Source organism: Pantoea sp. Ap-870 (assembly GCF_011752515.1).
Lineage (GTDB): Bacteria > Pseudomonadota > Gammaproteobacteria > Enterobacterales > Enterobacteriaceae > Pantoea > Pantoea dispersa.
Map to the genome: position 1 here is coordinate 368,879 of NZ_VWXG01000003.1, position 19,645 is coordinate 388,523.

Sequence of the window (19,645 nt, forward strand, 5' to 3'; positions counted from 1 at the left end):
TTATTCTGACTGACTACGAATGGCCCAGAACTCCATGTTCAGGCCCGGAAACTCACCGGCCAGATGCAGCGCAAAGGCACCTGAGCGCTCCATCTCCTGCCACAGCTCGCTGTTCTTATCGAGCTCAAAATAGCTGTAGCCGGCATGCCACGGGATTTGCGGCGGCGCCCCCGGCATGGCTTTCAGCGCCAGTCCCGGCAGCTGCAGCTGTACCAGATCGCGGATTTTGGTGACGGGCGCGACTTTCATCTGCGCCGGGAAGTGGGTTTTCAGCGCCTCGGCCGGCACGCTGGCTTTGACCGCCAGCACAAAGCCGAACTCGCGCACCATGCTGCTTTCCGGCACCGTGGCCACGTTGAGGCCGTGCGAGCGCTGCGTCAGCGGCAGCTGGATGGCGCTCTCTTCCATCACCTGCGACAGTCCCTGGCGCAGCAGCAGCGTTAAGCGGGCAAAGCAGCTGTACAGATCGTCATGGTCATACAGCGGCAGCGCGTCCGGGGTGCGCGCCGGCATCCAGCTGCTCAATTCAGCGGCCAGCTGCAGCCAGTGACTGTAGAGCGTTTCCGGGTGCAGCAGCGGCAGATGCTGTAAGTGCGCGTGCAGGCCAAGCTGACGGTTGAGTAAGGTCAGCAGCATAAAATCGACCATGTCGGCACTGTTAAAACGGCCGGTACCCGGCGTGCGCTGGCTCAGCTGCTGGCTGCGCTGCTGAATCAGACCGTGCAGGTCATTGAGCATGCTTTGCAGCGGCCGGCTGGCGTTGAGCGTCAGCATCGGCGGAATGTAATCGGTGTCGAGGCGCACGTGGTTATCGCTGCGTTTTTCAATCACCTGCGCCACGCCCATCGCCGTCCACTCCGCGGTGAGATCCTGTTCCAGCATCAGGCGCAGGCGCAGTTTGCCGAACTGAACGGTGGCAGCGCCGACCGCCTGAGCATTGTCATCTTCGACTTCGGCTTCCCACGCCAGATAGCGCGCTAGTGAATCCTGCGTCTCCTGAAACGCCACCGCTTCGCGCCCGTTGCGCCGGGCCGGGATCGCCAGTACCACTTTGCTGCGATCGACATTCGCCGGCAGATCCAGCGGGGCCGGACCGTGCTGTGGCTGGCTGAAAGAGAAGAAGGTGCCGTCAGGCAGACATCCGCTGGCGGCACTCAGCGCCAGTTTTCCCTGGCGCAGCAGCGCTTCATCAAATTCGAGATCAAAAAACCCCCAGGTGTAGGCGCGCTGCGACTGCCCCCACTCGCGCAGGGTGCTGTGTAGAAAATTTTCCGACTGCTGGAAATGGTGAGGGCGCAGGAACATCCCCTCGGTCCAGACAACCTTTTCGGCTCGGTTCATAGGCATCCTTACTGCTTAACCACGCGCAGGCCGTTGATATCCGCCACAACGCGGGCATTCAACTCACCATCGTTATTTTTCCAGAACTGCCAGAATGCGCTGTCATCGCCATCCGGGAAGGGCAGCGCAAGACGCCAGACTTTACCGTCCAGCGCCTGATACTCGGCCATGATGCCGATGAAGCGCGCTTCCGGCAGGCTTTTCGCGCTGAGGGTTTTACTCAGCTGACCTGACATCAGGAAGAACTGCTGATTGTTGAGCAGCGTGCTGCCCAACGCGGTGGCGGGCTGGTTCTGCAGGGAGTAGAAATCAGCGGACATGAATTCCGCATCGGAGGTCAGCAACATCACCCGGACTTTGAGCGGCGCACCCGCGTTGATCTGCGGATGTGCCTGAAAATCAAGATTGTAGCGTGCAACCGGCGCCGGACTGTTGCTGCTGCAGGCCGCCAGCAGGCAAGCCAGCAGCAGTAATCCGGCGCGGCGGAGAGAAATCATCGTCATCATTCAGCCCTCCCTGCTTACCGTGTTAGTTGATGATCCAGGTGCCGCTGTTGCTGTTCTGGCACGCTTTGCTGTCGCCATCCACCGCGACGCAGGTCTTTTTCTTGCTGCTGGCGCGGGCGCGACGCTTCGGCTGATCCGCTTTGATGGTCTGCTCATACAGCGCGCTTTTCACCACCGCGCGGAACGGGACATAACCGATCAGCTGCACCGCAGGCTGAGCCGCCGGCTGCTGCGCTTTTTTGTCATCGGCCGGTGCAGTCTCAGGCTGCGCTTCGTCTGCGGCCTGCGCCGACTCGCCAAGTGCCAGCCAGTTGTTTTCAACCTGGCCAATCACGGTGTAGGTTTCACCGCTTTTCAGCGTATCCACCACTTTGCCGCCGAAGCTCGGGCGGGTCATGATCGAAGCCGGATAGAGCGCGCGATAAGCTTCATTCACCGGGCTGAACTGTGCCGGCGGCTGGACGGCATAACGGTGCGACAGCGTGACGCCGTCAACGGTGCTGCTGACAATCGTGTCGTCTGTCATCTTTGGCGGTGCTTTACAGCCAGCCACTGCGAAAACAAATATCAGGCCCAACGCCATACGGAGATTCACCATTTTCTTCATGTTTAGTTCCATTAACGCCTAAAAAGTGGCCAGAGGCCGGTTAAGAGCAAAATGAACCGTGCGCACGGCTGGAGCCGGCGTCGATTCAGTACCAGTTAAAAAGTTGACCCTTTAATGAGTGTGGCTAACGCATCGCGCCAGCGAGGCAAAAATTGATCAGTCTGAATTAAGTATTAAAAATGCAACATTAGTGACAGGGATGATGTCGGAAGAATTCTGATCGTTTCACAAACGATCAGCAACATGATCAATTTTTGCTAAGCGAAGGGGTCGGCCACAGCCAAACCTCGGTTTCTCTTATGCCATCCCTGGGTTAAAAACTATCACGTTCAATGAATCTGGTTAATCGGTAACGATTAAGAGGATAACAGCAACAACTTACGGCATTCGCTGACAGCATTGCTATTTATTGAGATATATCAAAAACATATAAAAGACTGGAAACATCATAGCTACCGCACGAGCCAGGTAAAACCTGCCCGTGAGCATGCAATCACAATCCATTTGTTAATGTCTGACGGAAGTTTACAGAAGCCTGACAAAATTTCAACGCGCCGCTAGCAGAGGAAATTAGTTCAGTAAAGGTTAACAAATATTTTTAATGCAAATTTGCGTCACTTTTGCCCGTAAACCTAAGACTATTCTTAGCAATCCATTAAAACTGTGAAAGATTGTAAATGAAAGATGAAAATTTGCTCGCGAGATCATTAAAAATTGTCATAAAAAAAATGGCGCTGAGCGGCACGCATTTTGTCTGCGCGCGATAAAACCCAGGCAGGCGATAAAAAAGGGGTGATAAAGACAAACTGACAGTGAAAAAAACCAGCCAGGCGGACCAGGCTGGTTTAATACGCTAAAATAGCAGGTATCGGGATTGTTAAGCAGTCAGAATAGATTGCAGCTCAGGCAAGGTTTTCACCTGCCAGGTGGGCGTGATGTGCGCCGGCAGCGGACGCGTGCCGTGATCGATCCAGCAGGTTTTCACGCCGGCATTCATACCACCGAGAATATCCGATTCCGGCGTGTCGCCGACCATTAATACCCGGCGGCGATCGGGATTGCCCAGCAGCTGCAGCGTATGGTCAAAAATCGCCGCGTCCGGCTTGGGTACGCCCACCTGTTCGGAGATCACCAGCGCGTCAAAGTAGTCACGGAAACCGGTGCGTTCAAGGCGCGCCTGCTGCAGCGCTGTAAAACCGTTGGTGATGATGGCAATTTTTACCTTGCCCTTGAGCGTATCCAGCAGGCGGGTTGCGCCATCCAGCGGCAGGCAGATCTCGGCCATCGCATTAAGAAAGTCGCTGTTAAGCACTTCCGGCGCCACGCGCAGTTTTTCGCCCCACAGCGTGAAGCGGCGCGTCTGGAGCTGTAACGCTGAAATAGTGCCGTTCTGGTAATCGACCCACAGCGGTTTGTTGACGGCCTGATAATCAGCGTAATCCTGATCGCTGAAGTGCACGTCGTAGCTGGCAAACATGCGCTGCAGGCCGGCGAAGGCGTCAAAGTGGAAAAGTGTGTCATCCGCATCGAACAGGATGCAGTCCCAGTCGTTTAACATAGTGCCCCTTTTGAATAACGTCAGAGCGTGAGCGCCATGATGATGGCATCCTCGCGCCCGCTGGCGGTGGGATAGTAGTTTGGCCGCACGCTGACCTGATGAAAATCCAGCTGCTGATACAGCGCAATGGCGGGCTGATTGGAGGCGCGCACCTCCAGCCACAGCGTCATTACCGCACGCTGCTCCAGTTCGGCAATCAGCTGCTGTAGCAGCTGACGCGCATAGCCGCGGCGCTGGAACGCGGGATCAACCGCGATGTTGAACAGCGACGCTTCATCCAGCACCACCTGGGTGATGGCGAAGCCGGCCAGCTGGCCGTCCGCGTGCAGGCAAAGATTGACGTAACGTTCGCCCTGATTGCTGGCAAAGGTCTGCTCGCTCCACGGAAACGCATGCGCGCGGCGCTCGATCTCCAGCAGCCGCGGCTGTAAATCAGGGGTGATGAAAGAGATGGCTGTCATGGTTACACATCTGTTGCCACAGCGCGCGTTTGGCCGCGCCGCTGCTGATTAATTCATTGAAAACGGCGCTGGTGAACGTGATGCCGTTAAAAGGATGATCGCTGGTCACGCCCAGCAGCCAGCCAGCACAGTCGACGTGCTCCGGCAGCATCGGCAGCTGTTCTGGCGTCAGCGTCATTACCTGCCCCGGCTGAATGCTCAGCGTCCGCAGTACGTCACGCACCAGCGGCTCCTGCAGATCCGGCGCCTGCTCAGCGACCAGCACCAGCCGCGTGTCCGGCGTTAGCGTGACGGCAATTTCACCTTGCAGCACGCGCGGACGTCGCAGCTGATACTGCGTAATCCCCATTTGCTGTAGAAGCCAGTCGCGCCTTGTGCTCATGCTGTTACCTGTAATCCTGCCAGAATGCGACGCTATGCTAGCAAACCCATCGAACATGCGCCAACAAAGCACTATAATCGCCGCTCTGATTTAACAGGAGCGTTCCATGTCTGCTTTTACCCCGGCCAGCGAAGTGATTCTGCGCCACAGTGATGAATTTACCGCCCGCCACGTACTGTTCGCCGGCGACCTGCAGGATGACCTGCCCGCCCAGCTGGAGACCGCGTCGAGCCGCGTGCACACTCAGCAGTACCATCACTGGCAGAACCTCAGCCGCCGCCTCGGTGAACGGGCAGTGTATGGGCTGGTGGCCGGTGCGGCCGACGTAGCCGGTTGCGACACGCTGGTCTATTTCTGGCCGAAGAACAAACCGGAAGCGCAGTTCCAGCTGCAAAACCTGCTGTCGCTGCTGCCACTGGGCTGCGATATTTTTGTCGTCGGTGAAAACCGCAGCGGCGTGCGCAGCGCCGAAGGCATGCTGGAGAGCTGGGCCACGCTGGAGAAGATCGACAGCGCGCGCCGCTGCGGGCTGTATCACGGTCAGCTGACGCAGCAGGCCAGCTTTGACGCCAGCGCGTTCGGCAATCGCTATCAGCTGGACGATCTCACCATTCATACCCTGCCGGGCGTGTTCAGCCGCGACGGGCTGGATATCGGCAGCGATCTGCTGCTTTCCACGCTGACGCCGCACACCAAAGGCAAAGTGCTGGATATCGGCTGTGGCAGTGGCGTATTAGCCGCCGCGCTGGCGCAGCATTCGCCGAAAGTCCGGCTGTGGCTGTGCGATGTGCACGCCGCCGCCATCGAGGCGAGTAAAGCCACGCTGGCCGCTAACGGCCTGGAAGGCGAAGTGTTTGCCAGTAACGTGTTCTCGGACGTCAGCGGCCGTTTTGATCTGATCATCTCTAACCCGCCGTTCCATGACGGCCTGCAAACCAGCCTTGATGCCGCCCACACGCTGATTCGCGGTGCGGTGAAGCATCTCAACAGCGGCGGCGAGCTGCGCATCGTGGCCAACGCCTTCCTGCCTTATCCGCAGGTGCTGGATGAAACCTTCGGTAACCATGAAGTGCTGGCGCAGACCGGCCGCTTCAAAGTGTATCGCGCCGTATATGGCCGCGGCGCGAAGGCGCGCTAAGCGTAGTAAAATCCGCGATGCGACGGGGAAAACGTTGCTTTTTGCAGCAGTCGTTTCACCGTCGCAAAATATGTGTTGACGCAATGAGTAAAATCTCTAAAATGCGCCTCCGTGGTTAGCAATACTGTAATGTATTGCAGGTAGGCGAAGGTGGCGGAATTGGTAGACGCGCTAGCTTCAGGTGTTAGTGTCCTTACGGACGTGAGGGTTCAAGTCCCTCTCTTCGCACCAATAATCACAGAGTTTATATCGCGTGCACTGCGCGAAGGTGGCGGAATTGGTAGACGCGCTAGCTTCAGGTGTTAGTGTTCTTACGGACGTGAGGGTTCAAGTCCCTCTCTTCGCACCATGCGGTGATATAAACAGACAACTACGATGCGAAGGTGGCGGAATTGGTAGACGCGCTAGCTTCAGGTGTTAGTGTTCTTACGGACGTGAGGGTTCAAGTCCCTCTCTTCGCACCAACGTTGTCACACTTCTTCTGCAGTACATCCCCATTGATTGTTACCGTTGCTGTCACGCCTTTGCGTGATATTGTCGTTTCTGCTCGCCGTTAAATGACATGAAAATTCACCGAGATAGCCGCCAGACCGCCAGCCAGCGCCAGGCAGGAAGGCAGCAACAGATAATGACGCAGACGATGGTGAAACAGCATCACCACGGTGAGCAGCAGCGCGACGATCATCACTAAGCGCCACTGGCTGAAACTCGGCTCCCACAGCGCAAATACCGGCATGGCCGCGCAGGGCAGCAATACGCCCCAGCCGCTATCCAGACGTTTTCCCATCACCCAGCTTACGCCCCACAAGCCGCAGGCGGCCATCATCGCCATGATCATCGCGCAACCCTTCAAATGATAAATATTCCCATTATCATATGACAATATTTCTCATCTTGCAGCGAATTTTTTGCCCTGCCCGCGCCGGATGACAGAATTACTGGAAAATGATAGATTGCCGCCGATAACTATTTTGATAACACAGCAAAAACGTGCTCACTATCCGCGTTGTGGGATTATTTCCTGCGGGTAGCGCTTTGATATTTCAGGGCTGTCACGAGTAATAATAATGAAATTACAATCTTATGATGAGTTGAAACACAGCAAGTATCGGCTGTCGCTGATGCTATTTTTGTTTTTGAATGTCGCCGTTTCGCTTTTTTGTCTGCTGCCGTTTTTCGGTACGGATAATCCCATCAATTCGCTGCCGGTGACGCTGGTGGCGGGCTTTAGCACCACGCTGCTGGCGCTATGTTTAATCGCGCCAAATCTAAAATTCCCGTTATTAAATCCTGTCGCATTGCTATTAGGCGCGCTGTGGGCCTGGCATATCAATCATCGTTACCATCTGGTGTTTTATTTTGACGGTAGCTTTTTAATAATCAGTCTGCTGAGCGTATTTTTTATCAGCGCGATTGCCCTGAGTGATTATTTGCTTGCGTTCTGTTTACATATTACGCCACCGGTATTAACCGTACTGTTACTGGATGATGGTCAGCATTTAATGACCATTCTGTTCACCATTACGCTGCCGCTGATCGGCTTCTCGCTGCACCATTTGATGCGCCGCCGCTTCGACACCTTCACTCTGCGGCTGGTGCGCCAGCTTTATGAGGAGAAGCAAAGTTTCAGCGATTTGAGCATGCTTGATCCGCTCACCGGCCTGTATAACCGGCGCGGGCTGAAGAACCGGCTGGATACCATCATGGAAAATCATGCCGGCAGCCACTTTGTGCTGCTGCTGGATATTGATCACTTCAAGGCCTACAACGATAACTACGGTCATGCCATGGGCGATCAGGCGCTGGCGCGGGTGTCGGTTGCCATTCGCGATGCGGTGCGCTCGCGCGATGTGGTGACGCGCTACGGCGGCGAAGAGTTTCTGGTGCTGATGACCAACGTTAACGCCTCGATTGCCATGAAGCTGGCCGAACGCATCCGTCAGTACGTGGTTGATCTGGAAATTCCCCACCGCTTCAATGATAAAGTCTCGACCCACGTGACCATCAGCGCCGGTATCGCGCCGATTTTCGCAGAAGACTTCGACCAGGCGGTGGCCAACGCCGACCGCGCGCTGTATGTGGCGAAGAATCAGGGACGTAACACCATTCTGGCGTGGGAGGATTTACCGAAGCTGGCGCCGGTAAGCAGCGATCTGACGTAAGCGGTGCGGCGACAACGCCGCGCCCTTTCCGCAGGATTTCACGCAAAATGCGCGGTGGCCAGGCAGTGAGCGTTGCTGGCATCTTGCTCAGTGAATCGGGAACGATTATCATTTGTTTTTCGCTTCCCGTTTTCACTCAGGAGCCGCATGGCCATCATCACGCGTCAGGATCATCGCTTTAGCGCGCATCCGCTGATCTTTATGCAGAGCGATCGCAGCTTAGCCAGCGCGCTGGAAGATCTGATGTGCGACCAGCGTAGCTACATGCGGGAAAACGTGAAGCTGGGCCAGCCGGCCCCCGCAGGCACCCTGACGCTGGCCGAATGGTCCACGCCGTTTCACTATCGCCGCCTGACGCAGCGCTACAGCGACTATCTCTATCGCCACCATCCCGATGTTCCGCAGGAAGCCAAACCGCTGCAGTCGCTGTGGGCCCAGTGGTATTTTGGCCTGCTGCTGCCGCCATTAATGCTGGCGCTGCTGCAGGAGCCGCGCGCGCTCGACTGCTCGCCGCAGCGCATCCACGTTGAGTTCCACGAAAACGGCCATCCCTGCGCCTTCTGGATTGATGTGCAGGAGGATGAGGATGCGCGCTATCTCAATCCGCAGCAGCGTATCGAACGCCTGATTCAGCACAGCCTGATCCCCGCCGTCAACGGCATGGCGCAGCACGGTGACATCAACGCGCGGCTAATCTGGAACAACTTAGGCTTCTCGTTTTACTGGTTCCTCGGCGAACTGCAGCAGCAGCTGCCTGCGGCCACCCGGCATCAACTGGAACAGGCGCTGTTTTTCAGCAAATCCCTGTCCGACGGCAGTGATAATCCGCTGTATCGCACCATGATCCCGCGCAACGGCGCGATGGAGCGCCGCAGCTGCTGCCAGCGCTATCGCATTCCGGACGTCGAACGCTGCGGTAACTGCACGTTAAATGCCGTGTAAGCGCGGCGTATTCTGTTACAGATTCTCCGTTTCTCCCGTTTACAGCTTTCCCGCCTTATGGCAGCTTTTACGCTCTGTTTTTACCGGAGAAAAAAATGAGCCTGGAGTCGGTACGGCACTTCTTTGCCGAACACGCACCGGATATCGACATCATCGAGATGCCGGAAAGCACTGCCACCGTAGAACTGGCCGCACGCGTACATGGCGTGACGCCGGGGCAGATCGCCAAAACCCTGTCGCTGAAAGTGAAAGAGAGCGTGGTGCTGATTGTCACACGCGGCGACGCCCGGCTGGATAACCGCAAGCTGAAGGCAGCGCTCGGGGCAAAAGCGCGCATGCTGAGCGTGGATGAAGTGGTGAACTGGACCGGCCATCCGGTCGGCGGCGTGTGCCCGTTCGGGCTGGAAAATCCACTGACCGTCTATTGCGATGTGTCGCTGCGCAGTTTCGATGAAGTGTTACCTGCGGCCGGTTCGATTCACAGCGCGGTGCGCATTTCGCCGCAGCGCATGGCTGAGCTCACGGCGGCGAAATGGATTGACGTCTGCGAGGCGCGTTAACGCGTCTCTTTCGCCACCGCCCCGGATATTTCGATGCCGCGCGTCTCGCGGCCAAACGCCACGAACACGCAAATTAGTACCGCCACCGTGCCGGCGACAATCGCCATGCCCAGCCCGTAGTTACCGCCGTGGGCTTCGGCGATGCGTGACTGCAGCGTGGCGTTGACCGAAGCAATTAAATTCCCCAGCTGGTAAACGAAGCCCGGCAGTACCGCACGCGCATTGGCCGGCACCAGCTCGGTCAGGTAGGTCGGCACCACGCCCCATGCGCCCTGCACCATAAACTGCATCAGGAACGCGCCGATACCAATCGCCCAGGAACCGCTGGAGAACGCCCACAGCGGCAGCACCGGCAGCGCCAGAAACGACGCCAGCATGATGGCTTTTTTACGCCCGATACGCTCGGACAGCGAGCCGAACGTAATGCCGCCGAGCATCGCCGCGATGTTATAGCCGATGGCGATAATGCTCACCGTGTGGGCGTCAAACTGGTGCTGCACTTTCAGGAACGTCGGGTAGAGATCCTGCGTGCCGTGGCTGAAGAAGTTAAAACAGGCCATCAGCAGCACCATGTAAATACAGATTTTCCAGTGCTGGCGGATGATGGGCAGCAGCGCGTGATTCTCTTTACGCTCGCGTGCCGCCAGCCATACCGGCGATTCCGGCACTTTAAAATAGATAAACGGCAGCAGCAGAATCGGCAGCGCGCCAATCAGGAACATGCCGCGCCAGCCCACCTGTTCGAAGAACAGGCCAAACACTATCGACGCCAGCAGATAGCCGCACGGATAACCGGCCTGGAAGATGCCGGACATCAGACCGCGCGAACGGTCGGGAATGGTTTCCATCGCCAGCGAAGAGGCCACGCCCCAGATGCCGCCCATCGCCACGCCGTAAATCACGCGGAAGGTCAGGAAGGCAGCAAAGTTGGGCGACCATGCCGACAGCAACTCAAACAGCGAAAACAGCACGATGTTGAGCATCAGGATCGGCCGGCGGCCATATTTTTCCGCCAGCCGGCCAAAGATCAATGCGCCCACCGGTCGTACGGCCAGCGTCAGCATAATGGCAATGGAAACATCGGAGACGCTGGTGTTGAAGTAGCGCGCAAGATCGCTGAGCACAAACACCAGAATAAAGAAGTCGAACGCATCCAGCGTCCAGCTGGCGAAACTGGCGAAAGCCACGTTGCGCTGGGTCGCAGTCCAGTTAAACATAAGGGTATCCTGTCTGATTGCTTCCGGCTCGCGGCCAGATTTTTATTGGAACGTTATCCAGCGAATGGTTGCACTGGTTATTATTGTGTTAACCATTTGTATATAGCATGTCAGAAAGGCGCCGCGCGGCGGGGAATTGTCAGCGAGTGATTCGCGATGTAAGGAAGCGTGTCGGCAGGGAAGCGGCGCGCGGTACTCCGGCCGGGAGACCGCACGCCGCAGCAAAATCTTAGCGTTTCAATCCGTTGAACGTCTGCTCAATCACTTCCAGCAGCAGCGGATTGTTTACGTTCTGCATCACATGCACCAGTGCGCCCGCGTCCGCCGGCACGCCGACGTCCAGCCGCAGCGGCGTGCGGTAGCGCCAGGTCTTGCCGCGCGTGGCACCGGGACGCAGCTCAATATCGACGTGATAATCCACGCCGTCCGCCACGCGCTGGTTGAGCAGCCAGGCAATGACCAGCGCATCGTGGATCCAGCAACCCGGCAGATGGCGGGTGCGGATGGAGTAATCAATCCACGGTCGCAGCGTTTCGCGCACAAATTGCGGCAGTGGATGATCGCAGGCGGTCAGGCGCGTCAGATCCTGATGGGTCAGCAGCGTCTGCGTGGTGGCATCCATCGGCACCAGCGTGATGGTGGCGCCGCTGTGCAGCACCTGATGCGCCGCTTCCGGATCGAGGCCAAAATTGGTGTCTTTGATGTAGTCATCCAGCGCGAATACGCCGCCCATGATGACGATCTCCGCTACGCAATCCGCCATCTGCGGATAGCGCTGCAGCGCCTGCGCCACGTTGGTCAGCGGGCCGATCGCCACCAGCGTAAACTCGCCGGGATTGTCACAAATCAGCTGGCCCATTACGCCCGCCGCATCGTTGCCGTCCGCTGCCACCGTCTGCGGCTGGCGCACGCCGCGCCACAGTTCGCCCAGCGCCGGGTCCGCGACGTTATCCAGCCGCGCGCGCCACGGCGCCGGATCTTCGCGCAGCGCCTGCAGCGCGCCCTGCACCACCGGAATGTTCAGTCCGAGCCGCTGCAGCAGATCTTTAGCCACCCGCGCTCCCACCGCGCTCGGCGTGTTGCCGCTCACGGTGGTGATTAGCTCAACGGCCAGCGCGCGTGACGCCAGCGCTAAGGCCAGCGCCAGCCCGTCATCGGTGTTAGCGCCAGCAATACCATTCCCCGGATCACAATCAATAATTAGTCTTTTCATGGTGTTATATATTTATTTTTGTTGAGGGTGCGGGCAGCCACAAGACTCACCGATCTCCAGATGGTGAGGAAATTCGGCCAGCTGCGCCTCGCCATGACCGTTTTTCAGCATGGCGATGGCGCTGCGTGCCATTTCGCGCAGCGGCTGGCGCACGGTGGTGAGCGTGGGCACATGAAAGGCCGATTGCTCGGTACCGTTGAAACACACCAGCGCGACATCGTGCGGCACGCGCAGACCGTGTTCGGACAGCGCGCGGATACAGCCAATCGCCTGCCCTTCGTTACTGGTAAACAGCGCGCGCGGCACCCGGCTGCTGGCAATCATGCGCTGCCCGGCGTCGTAGCCGCCCTGCCGTGAATAGCCGGCCGGAAAAATCAGCGCTTCATCTACCGTCAGCCCGTGCTGCGCCATGGCGTCGCGCCAGCCCTGAATACGATCCTGCGCGTTAAGCATCTCACGCGGACCGCTGATCATGCCGACCTGCTGATAGCCGTGGCTGAGCAGATGCGCCGTGACCTGACGCGCCGCTTCACGTTCGTTCACGCACAGCATGCTGACGCCGGGACGCGGTTCGATGCGGTCCAGCATCACCAGCGGCGTTCCGCTCGCCTGGATGACATCAATATAGGGATGGCGATCGACGCTGGTGTAAAACAGGCCATCAACCTGACGATTCAGCAAACCCTGAATCAGCTCCAGCTCGCGCTGGCGATCGTCGCCGGCATCGCCCAGCAGCATTACGTGGCCGTGGTTCAGCGACTCCTGCAGCAGCACGTGCGCCATTGAGGCGACAAACGGGTTTGCGATATTCGGCACGATCAGGCCAAAGGTTTTGGTACTGCCGGAGGCCAGCGCGCGCGCCACCGCATTCGGGCGATAGCCGGTTTGCTGGATGGCGGCCAGCACGCGCTGACGCGTGGCTTCGGCCACCGGACGCGGTCCGTTGTTGATCACATAGCTGACCACCGCCACCGAGGTTCCGGCGGCTTTGGCGACGTCACTGCGTGTCACATTTCCGGTTGGGGATTTCGTCAATATTGCCTCTGCGTTAATGCCGCTGGCCGGGAATACCGGCCAGCGTAATCAAAGAATGTTGTACGATCCTGCGCGTCAGATAGCATCCTCCGGCAGATTCAGATCGCGTCCGCGCGTTTCCGGTGCCACAAAGGTGGTGAGGAAACCGATGGTCGCCATGGCCGAGAAGTACACGGCAATCGGCCACCAGTGGCCGGTAAACGACAGCAGCGCCGCCGCCACCAGCGGTGCGGTACCTCCTGAAAGGATAGACCCCAGCTCTTTGGCAACCGCCATTTTGGTGTAACGGTGTTTGACGCCAAACATCTCCACGCCCCACGCCGCCTGCACGCCAAAGATGCCCAGCGACGCCAGCGCCATCCCCACTACAATCACCGGAATCACGATGGCCGGCTCGCGGCTGTCCATCAGGCTAAAGGCGGGCCAGGCGTAGACCATCAGTAACAGGCAGAAGCCGCGATAGGTGATGCGTCGGCCAAAGCGGTCTGACAGCCAGCCGGCAAACGGGATGATCAGGAAACCGAGCAGCGAGGCAATGAACACCGCGGTGGTCGGCACCGATTTGTCCAGCATCAGCACTTTGGCGACGTAGCCGACGATAAAGCCCTGTGCCAGATAGGACGGGCCGTTCTCACCGATGCGCAGGCCTACCATGGTCCAGAAGGCGCGGCTGCGCTGCCAGAAGCTGCGGCTGTCGGGTTGCGTCGCGCTTTGCGCCAGCGTTTCATGGCGCTGCGCCTGCAGTTCCGCCTGCTGACGCTCAAACACCGGCGTTTCACGCAGATGACGGCGAATCCACAGCGCGACCGCAGCAATCAACACACTGCTGAGGAACGGAATTCGCCAGCCCCAGTCGAGCAGCGTGGCTTTATCCATCTGAATCACCGCCAGCCACACCAGCGACGCAATCAGCGTGCCGCTGTTGGAACCAAGCGCAATCACCGACGACACCAGGCCACGGCGCTCAACCGGCGCGTATTCCCCCAGCATCACCGTGCCGCCCGAGAGCTCAGCGCCGGCGCCCAGCCCCTGCGTGAAACGCAGCAGCACCAGGCAGGCCGGCGCCCACAGGCCAATCGTTGCATAGGAAGGAATCAGGCCGATCAGCGTGGTCGAAGCGCCCATCAGAATGATGGTGCTGATCATCACGACCTTGCGGCCCTTGCGATCGCCAATCCAGCCAAACAGCAGCGCCCCGATCGGGCGTGCAATAAAGCCGACCGACCAGGTGGCAAAGCTGGAGAGCAGCGCCATTGCCGGGGTGGCTTCGGGGAAGAATACATCGCCAAAAATGATGCCGGCAGCGAGGCCATACAGGGCGAAATCCGCGTATTCCATCGCGGTGCCCAGCCAGCAGGAGAAGGTGGCGCGCCAGAAATCTTTGCGCCCGGTGGTGGTTTCCAGCCGCGCATCGGCGGCGGAAGCGGGTGAACCTTGTTGCGTAACGGAGTGATGTACCGTCATAACCATTTCCCTGAAAGAGGTGAAAACAGTAAACGCCCATCCGTGGGTCGGTTCCCTGGCAACAAGCGGAACTCCCCGGTGGCGACGTTCAGTAGGCAAACCTGGATGAAAGGTCAGTAAAGAATTCCCTGGTGTTGGAATTCATCTATTTGCCTGATTTCGCCGATGTTTTTTTCATCGATCGCATTAGCACGGCAAATGTAACTGGGTCATATCAAGGCCAACTTCGTCTCTGGCACCGTGAGTTGTCACTGTGAAGACAGTCTATCTACGCGCGTAGATAAATCAAGTGATCAACAGGAAAATAATTAACTTATCTTCACAATGGTGCAGGAGAAAAAGATAAAAACGGCGTTAATTCATGACATTACATTACAGCCAGCGTCATAAAAAAATCCACGCACGCTGCGTGATTAACGACTATTGCTTATCATTGGCAAAAACGGCGACCAAACTTTCACCGCGCCGTTTTCGCACATTTCAGTTAAGTTTTGATGACACCCGGGCATTATTCTTAAAACCGCCCGGGCCGCGCGAAATCCTGCGTGCCTGCAGTAGACTGGATGACCTTCACTCAGGAGCATTATGACCATTATCCTCATGCGACACGGCAAGCCAGACCATCCGGTAAGCGGGCGCTTTACGGCGCGGGCGCTGGCGGACTGGTGTGAAGGCTACGACCAGGCGGTGATTTGTGATGCGCCGCCGCCACGCAGTATGGCGATTGCGCGCATGGCCAGCATGATTGCCTGCAGCCCGTTGCCGCGCGCGCGTTCATCGCTGGCGCGGCTCGGTCTGCAGGCGCAGGACGTGGATGAGGTGTTCAGTGAAGTGGCGATGCCGCTGCTGCCGTTTGCGCGCCTGCATCTGCCGCTGACGCTGTGGCTGGCGCTGCTGCGCTTGCTGTGGCTATGCGGTTACGCCGGGCGCGTGGAATCAGTGCAGCATGCCCGGCAGCGCGCGCAGCGGGCGGCAGACAAACTGATTGCCCTGTCGCAACAGGGCACGGTGCTGCTGGTGGGCCACGGTATTATGAACAAACTGATTGCGCGCCAACTGCGCAAGCGCGGCTGGCAGGCAGAAAAACACGCCAGCAGCCGCCACTGGAGCAGCGCGATTTATCACCGGCCGTTTATTTGATGGCGGCTTTCGCACTCAGGACGACAGCTGAAAGTAGCTCAGGACTTCGCAGCCGGTGCCAGCCTGCGGCGTGGCGATGACCTTCATCTGCGTCAGATCGATCAGGCTAAGCGAACCGTCACCCTGATTAGCGATCAGCAGGCTGCGGTTATCGGCGCTAAAACAGCCATCCATCGGCTGATTGCCGACCGCAACGTCACCCAACGGATTAAGCAAGTCGTCAAACAGCGTCACCACTCCTTCCCCGTCGCCAATCGCCACCAGCCGCTCACCGCTGGCACTGAAGCGCACCACCTGGCACGGCTGCTGATGGCCGGGCAACGTGATGCGCTGGCGGATACGATGGCTCTGACGATCCACCACGTACAGCAGCGGCGCGTCTGCCGCGCTGGCCACCAGATAGGGGTGTTTTGGCGAGGCGGCAATGCCGGCAATCGGTCCCGGCAGCAGGATGTTATCAATGATGCGCCCTTCCGCCTCGCACAGATCCACCACCGTGATGCTGGCGTCCTCTTCGTTTTCAGTAAACAGCTTGCGGCCGCTGGGCGACAGCGTCAGCCGGTGCGCGTTGTGCGACGGCAGCGGGATGGTTTTCTCCAGCGTGTCGCTGTGCGGATCGATCACCGCCACCGCGGCACTGTGTTCACAGCACAGATACACTTTGCCATCGCGTCCCAGCTGGCCGCTGTGCGGCGCCTTGAGCGGTGACAGATCGATAAAGCCGCGAATCTGCCGCCGGCGCAAATCGATAATCGCCACCTTGTGCCCCGGATGCGGATTGTCGCCGTGGACGCCATCACCGTAGATCGGCACATACGCCTTATCCAGCGCGGGCAGCATCAGCAGCTCATGCGGTCGCGGCGGTAAGGCATTCAGCTCCTGCTCAACGGCGAAGCTGTCGGGATTGAGAAACAGCACGCGGTTGCCCTGCTTATCAACCGCCAGTAACCCATGCTTGTGTGGCTGCATAGTGCCTCCTTTTTTTCGTTGCCTGCTCTAAGCGTAGCTAACCTGCCTCCGCGTTGGGCAAGCGGCGGCCAGGCCAGGGGAAAATACAGCGCGGTTAACGGACCGCCGATCGCGCATTTTTATTCCGCGCCGCGGCCTGCGCCTGCAGGAGGTTATTTTATTAGGAATAATCTTAATCGATTAAAAATAAAAAACGCCGTACCTCATCATTTTATTGATACCTCTTTTTAGCCATCCCGGATCCCGGCGTTTCCGGTAAATCTGAAAGCGAAAAAAATTCGTAGCCTTGCCGCTGCGGATCGATTATTAAGCAAGGGTAGTCTTTTTACACACAGCCGTCAGGACACATAAGCGCGCTCAAGCCGCCAGCATCAGGGAATCTTTGCTCCCCATAATCACAATAATCAGGTGCATCATGACAAAAAAACGTCTCCAGCCAGCCCTTACGCTCTGGCAACACTGGCAGAGAATCGCCTTCACCGGCCAGACATTACTGCAGAAAAAACAGCATACTGCGCTCTGCGCGCCGGAATATGATCCCAGCGAAGAGGACAATATCGTGTTGCTTTCGGGTGAGAAAGCGCTGCCGGAAATACCCAAAAAAATCTGGATGTACTGGGACAATGAATATTTACCGAAATCGATGGCGTTAAATATCCAGCAGCTACGGCAGGATAATCCTGACCATCAGGTGTATGTATTAAACCGTTTAACGCTTAAAGAGGTCCTGCCGGATTTTATTTTTACCTCGACACAATTAAGCGAGCAGCAAAAAAGTGAAGTCATTCGCCTCGAATTATTATTACGCTACGGCGGTATTGCGATTGACTGCAGCACGCTGTTATTTGAAGACCTGAGCTGGGTGCACCGTGCGCATCAGGAACGCCGCATGGATGTGATTGGCTATTACCGTGAAATTGCCACCGTCAACTATCTGGCACCGGTGATTGAAAACTGGTTTCTCGCCGCTGCGCCCAATAATCCTTTTATTCGCGAGTGGCAAAAACAGTACGCGCCGATCAAGCATCTGGGGGCGCACAACTATTTTAATGAGCTGGCAAAGCGCGATGATTTTGCCCTGCTGACGCAGAAAATCGCCGAGCCGGCACAGCAGCTGGGTTCGCTGGCGCAGCAGGCGGCGATGCGCGAACATCGCCGCGTGAACCTGTATCTGCGTAAATGTGAGGCCAACGCGTATTACTATCAGCGGCTGAACAACTGGCAAAGTGACGCCTTTGCGCACACGGTGCTATTCCATCAGCGCCCGCATACGCCGCCGCCGGTGATCAAACTGAGCGGCATTGAGCAGCTGCATCTCGACTTCAATCTGCGTCTCGGTAACTATAACCGTCGCAGCCTGCTGGGAGCGATGATGCAGCCTAGTACACCGCTCAGCGCGCCGCTGGCCTCACCCATCAACAAAGCGCGTGCGTAGCCAGTGGATAAAGGTGGTGACGGCACGCGGCACCTGCGCTGCGTAGGGCCGCACCACCCACAGGCGGTCGGCAAAGGCATCGACCGCCTGCCACTCCGGCAGCACCTGCTGCAGCGTGCCGCTGGCCAGCGCCGCGCTGGAGCTAAAGTCTGGCAGCATAGCAATGCCCAGCCCCTGCAGCGCAGCGTCACGAATCGACTCGCTGTTATTAGTGGCGAAATTACCCTGAATCTTCACCTGCACCGTTTCGCTGTCATCGCTGTGCAGACGAAAGCGCCACTGCGGCGACTCCAGCCCGCGCGGATAATAGAGGCAGTTATGCTGCTGCAGCGCCTGCGGCGTATCTGGCGTGCCGTGACGGGTCAGATAATCCGGCGCGGCCACCAGCAGCGTGCGCGTTTCACACAGCGGCAGCGCGACGTGCGTTTCCGGCAGCTGCTGGCTGTGGCGAATGGCGAGATCGAATCCTTCGCTGCCCAGCGACACCAGCCGATCGCTGACGTTGAGCTGCAACCGCACCTGCGGATAGTCGCGCAAAAAGTCGCCGATAATCGGCACCAGTTGCTGCCGGGCAAACGCCACCGGCGCGCTGATGCGCACCAGACCGCGCACCGGCCCGGCTTCGTCACGCACGCTAAAGAAGCTCTGCGCGATGCGCGCAAACGGCTCACGCAGGTCGTCCACCAGCTTTTCACCGGCCGACGTCAGCCGCACGCTGCGCGTGGTGCGCTGCACCAGCGCCACGCCCGCCATCTGCTCCAGTTCTTTGATTTTCTGGCTCATCGCCGCTTTACTGACATCCAGGCGTTCAGCCGCGCGGGTAAAACTGCCCTGTTCCGCCAGTACCGTCAGCCAGTGCAAATGCACCCAGAGTGCATCGGTTTTAATTTCTTTCATCAGGATTGTTCAAAATAATAAATAATCATTTTAATCAGCGCGCTTTTTCTTTCCGGCAGCAAGCGGCAGCATAGCGTTTCATCCTACTCTTTCCGCGTGGGCAAAAACGAGGATTTATTGATGCCGTTACTGACTTTTGATGTTATTCAGGGCCGTTCTGAAGCAGAGATTCGCACCTTACTCGACGCCGCGCATCGCGCAGTACTCACGGCATTTAAGGTTCCGGCGCGCGATCGTTACCAGATTGTTCATGAAAACAAGCGTTATCAGATGGTCTTTCAGGATACCGGGCTGGGCTTTGCGCGCAGCGACAATCTGGTGATGGTGCGCGTGTACACCAGCCCAAGAAGTGAAGAACAGAAAACGCACTTCATGGCAGAGTTAGCGCGCGAGCTGCGGGAAAATTGTGGCGTGCAGGGCAACGATCTGATGATCAGTTTTATCACCAACAGCAAAGGTGACTGGAGCTTTGCCGACGGCGAAGCGCAGTATCTCACCGGTAAGTTGTAACGCCCGCGCCGCCCTGGCTGGCAGCAGCGCGCCGGTTGCTGCCAGACTAAATCAGACTCCGCCTAAACCCGCCTTAAACGATTCGCAATGCATCGCACAAATCTGGTT

Annotated in this window: 20 protein-coding genes and 3 tRNA genes; 10 read left to right on the forward strand and 13 right to left on the reverse strand. The window is 57.8% G+C overall.

Going from position 1 to position 19,645, the window contains the following annotated elements:
• The 6 genes from tssK to F3J41_RS10835 form a co-directional block, all read right to left on the reverse strand.
• Entirely contained in the window at window positions 1-1,341 is a 1,341-nt protein-coding gene (tssK, locus tag F3J41_RS10810; protein ID WP_058757167.1) for a type VI secretion system baseplate subunit TssK, read from the reverse strand.
• A gap of 8 nt (window positions 1,342-1,349) precedes the next feature.
• Window positions 1,350-1,847: a type VI secretion system lipoprotein TssJ gene (gene tssJ / locus F3J41_RS10815; RefSeq protein ID WP_021506780.1), complete on the reverse strand. Its 498-nt coding sequence runs from the start codon at window positions 1,845-1,847 to the stop codon at window positions 1,350-1,352.
• A gap of 22 nt (window positions 1,848-1,869) precedes the next feature.
• Window positions 1,870-2,466: an SH3 domain-containing protein gene (locus F3J41_RS10820; protein ID WP_166711090.1), complete on the reverse strand. Its 597-nt coding sequence runs from the start codon at window positions 2,464-2,466 to the stop codon at window positions 1,870-1,872.
• A gap of 865 nt (window positions 2,467-3,331) precedes the next feature.
• Window positions 3,332-4,012 (reverse strand): pyrimidine 5'-nucleotidase, encoded by a 681-nt coding sequence (gene yjjG / locus F3J41_RS10825; protein WP_166711092.1) that lies wholly within the window; start codon window positions 4,010-4,012, stop codon window positions 3,332-3,334.
• A 20-nt stretch (window positions 4,013-4,032) separates the two neighbouring features.
• Complete coding sequence (gene rimI, locus F3J41_RS10830) at window positions 4,033-4,473, reverse strand: ribosomal protein S18-alanine N-acetyltransferase (RefSeq protein WP_058776442.1); 441 nt, start codon at window positions 4,471-4,473, stop codon at window positions 4,033-4,035.
• A complete protein-coding gene (locus F3J41_RS10835; RefSeq protein ID WP_104093728.1) occupies window positions 4,445-4,855 on the reverse strand; it encodes a DNA polymerase III subunit psi in 411 nt (136 codons plus the stop codon). The genes rimI and F3J41_RS10835 overlap by 29 nt, the downstream gene beginning before the upstream one ends.
• 106 nt (window positions 4,856-4,961) lie before the next feature.
• Between F3J41_RS10835 and rsmC the strand changes: the two genes are divergently transcribed.
• The 4 genes from rsmC (at window position 4,962) to F3J41_RS10855 (ending at window position 6,457) form a co-directional block, all read left to right on the forward strand.
• On the forward strand, window positions 4,962-5,993 hold the full coding sequence (gene rsmC / locus F3J41_RS10840) for a 16S rRNA (guanine(1207)-N(2))-methyltransferase RsmC (RefSeq protein ID WP_058776440.1): 1,032 nt from the start codon (window positions 4,962-4,964) through the stop codon (window positions 5,991-5,993).
• A 144-nt stretch (window positions 5,994-6,137) separates the two neighbouring features.
• Window positions 6,138-6,224: transfer RNA gene (locus tag F3J41_RS10845), tRNA-Leu, on the forward strand.
• A 31-nt stretch (window positions 6,225-6,255) separates the two neighbouring features.
• Window positions 6,256-6,342 (forward strand) — tRNA-Leu (locus tag F3J41_RS10850).
• A 28-nt stretch (window positions 6,343-6,370) separates the two neighbouring features.
• Window positions 6,371-6,457 (forward strand) — tRNA-Leu (locus tag F3J41_RS10855).
• Window positions 6,458-6,546: 89 nt separating this feature from the next.
• Here F3J41_RS10855 and F3J41_RS10860 read toward each other — a convergent pair.
• On the reverse strand, window positions 6,547-6,831 hold the full coding sequence (locus tag F3J41_RS10860; RefSeq protein WP_058757170.1) for a DUF1435 domain-containing protein: 285 nt from the start codon (window positions 6,829-6,831) through the stop codon (window positions 6,547-6,549).
• Between the two features lie 229 nt (window positions 6,832-7,060).
• Between F3J41_RS10860 and F3J41_RS10865 the strand changes: the two genes are divergently transcribed.
• The 3 genes from F3J41_RS10865 to F3J41_RS10875 all read left to right on the forward strand — a co-directional run bounded on the left by F3J41_RS10865 (window position 7,061) and on the right by F3J41_RS10875 (window position 9,657).
• Window positions 7,061-8,155 (forward strand): diguanylate cyclase, encoded by a 1,095-nt coding sequence (locus F3J41_RS10865; protein ID WP_166711094.1) that lies wholly within the window; start codon window positions 7,061-7,063, stop codon window positions 8,153-8,155.
• 147 nt (window positions 8,156-8,302) lie between these two features.
• Complete coding sequence (gene fhuF / locus F3J41_RS10870) at window positions 8,303-9,097, forward strand: siderophore-iron reductase FhuF (RefSeq protein ID WP_059011086.1); 795 nt, start codon at window positions 8,303-8,305, stop codon at window positions 9,095-9,097.
• 95 nt (window positions 9,098-9,192) lie between these two features.
• On the forward strand, window positions 9,193-9,657 hold the full coding sequence (locus F3J41_RS10875) for a YbaK/EbsC family protein (protein WP_058757173.1): 465 nt from the start codon (window positions 9,193-9,195) through the stop codon (window positions 9,655-9,657).
• On the opposite strand, the gene F3J41_RS10880 is transcribed toward F3J41_RS10875, so the two are convergent.
• From F3J41_RS10880 to F3J41_RS10895, 4 genes are all read right to left on the reverse strand, one after another.
• Window positions 9,654-10,874: an MFS transporter gene (locus F3J41_RS10880; RefSeq protein WP_021506769.1), complete on the reverse strand. Its 1,221-nt coding sequence runs from the start codon at window positions 10,872-10,874 to the stop codon at window positions 9,654-9,656. The two genes, F3J41_RS10875 and F3J41_RS10880, sit on opposite strands and share 4 nt — an antisense overlap.
• 229 nt (window positions 10,875-11,103) lie before the next feature.
• The gene (locus F3J41_RS10885; protein ID WP_166711096.1) at window positions 11,104-12,087 is read right to left on the reverse strand and encodes a nucleoside hydrolase; all 984 of its coding nucleotides are present in this window, start codon (window positions 12,085-12,087) and stop codon (window positions 11,104-11,106) included.
• Window positions 12,088-12,099: 12 nt separating this feature from the next.
• Window positions 12,100-13,122: a LacI family DNA-binding transcriptional regulator gene (locus F3J41_RS10890; RefSeq protein WP_166711098.1), complete on the reverse strand. Its 1,023-nt coding sequence runs from the start codon at window positions 13,120-13,122 to the stop codon at window positions 12,100-12,102.
• A gap of 75 nt (window positions 13,123-13,197) precedes the next feature.
• Complete coding sequence (locus F3J41_RS10895; protein ID WP_058771437.1) at window positions 13,198-14,586, reverse strand: MFS transporter; 1,389 nt, start codon at window positions 14,584-14,586, stop codon at window positions 13,198-13,200.
• A gap of 585 nt (window positions 14,587-15,171) precedes the next feature.
• Between F3J41_RS10895 and F3J41_RS10900 the strand changes: the two genes are divergently transcribed.
• Entirely contained in the window at window positions 15,172-15,726 is a 555-nt protein-coding gene (locus tag F3J41_RS10900) for a histidine phosphatase family protein (protein WP_059011091.1), read from the forward strand.
• 15 nt (window positions 15,727-15,741) lie between these two features.
• Here F3J41_RS10900 and F3J41_RS10905 read toward each other — a convergent pair whose 3' ends face one another.
• Window positions 15,742-16,695, reverse strand: coding sequence for a WD40 repeat domain-containing protein (locus tag F3J41_RS10905; RefSeq protein ID WP_166711101.1), 954 nt, complete (start codon window positions 16,693-16,695; stop codon window positions 15,742-15,744).
• A gap of 415 nt (window positions 16,696-17,110) precedes the next feature.
• Here F3J41_RS10905 and F3J41_RS10910 point away from each other — a divergent pair, with 415 nt between their 5' ends.
• On the forward strand, window positions 17,111-18,130 hold the full coding sequence (locus F3J41_RS10910) for a glycosyltransferase family 32 protein (RefSeq protein WP_166711103.1): 1,020 nt from the start codon (window positions 17,111-17,113) through the stop codon (window positions 18,128-18,130).
• Here the strand turns inward: F3J41_RS10910 and F3J41_RS10915 are convergent.
• Window positions 18,104-19,027 (reverse strand): LysR family transcriptional regulator, encoded by a 924-nt coding sequence (locus tag F3J41_RS10915; RefSeq protein WP_166711105.1) that lies wholly within the window; start codon window positions 19,025-19,027, stop codon window positions 18,104-18,106. The genes F3J41_RS10910 and F3J41_RS10915 overlap by 27 nt on opposite strands.
• A gap of 120 nt (window positions 19,028-19,147) precedes the next feature.
• On the opposite strand from F3J41_RS10915, the gene F3J41_RS10920 reads away from it, so the two are divergent.
• Window positions 19,148-19,537, forward strand: a complete 390-nt coding sequence (locus F3J41_RS10920) for a tautomerase family protein (RefSeq protein ID WP_021506760.1) — start codon at window positions 19,148-19,150, stop codon at window positions 19,535-19,537.
• The last annotated feature ends 108 nt before the right edge of the window (window positions 19,538-19,645 follow it).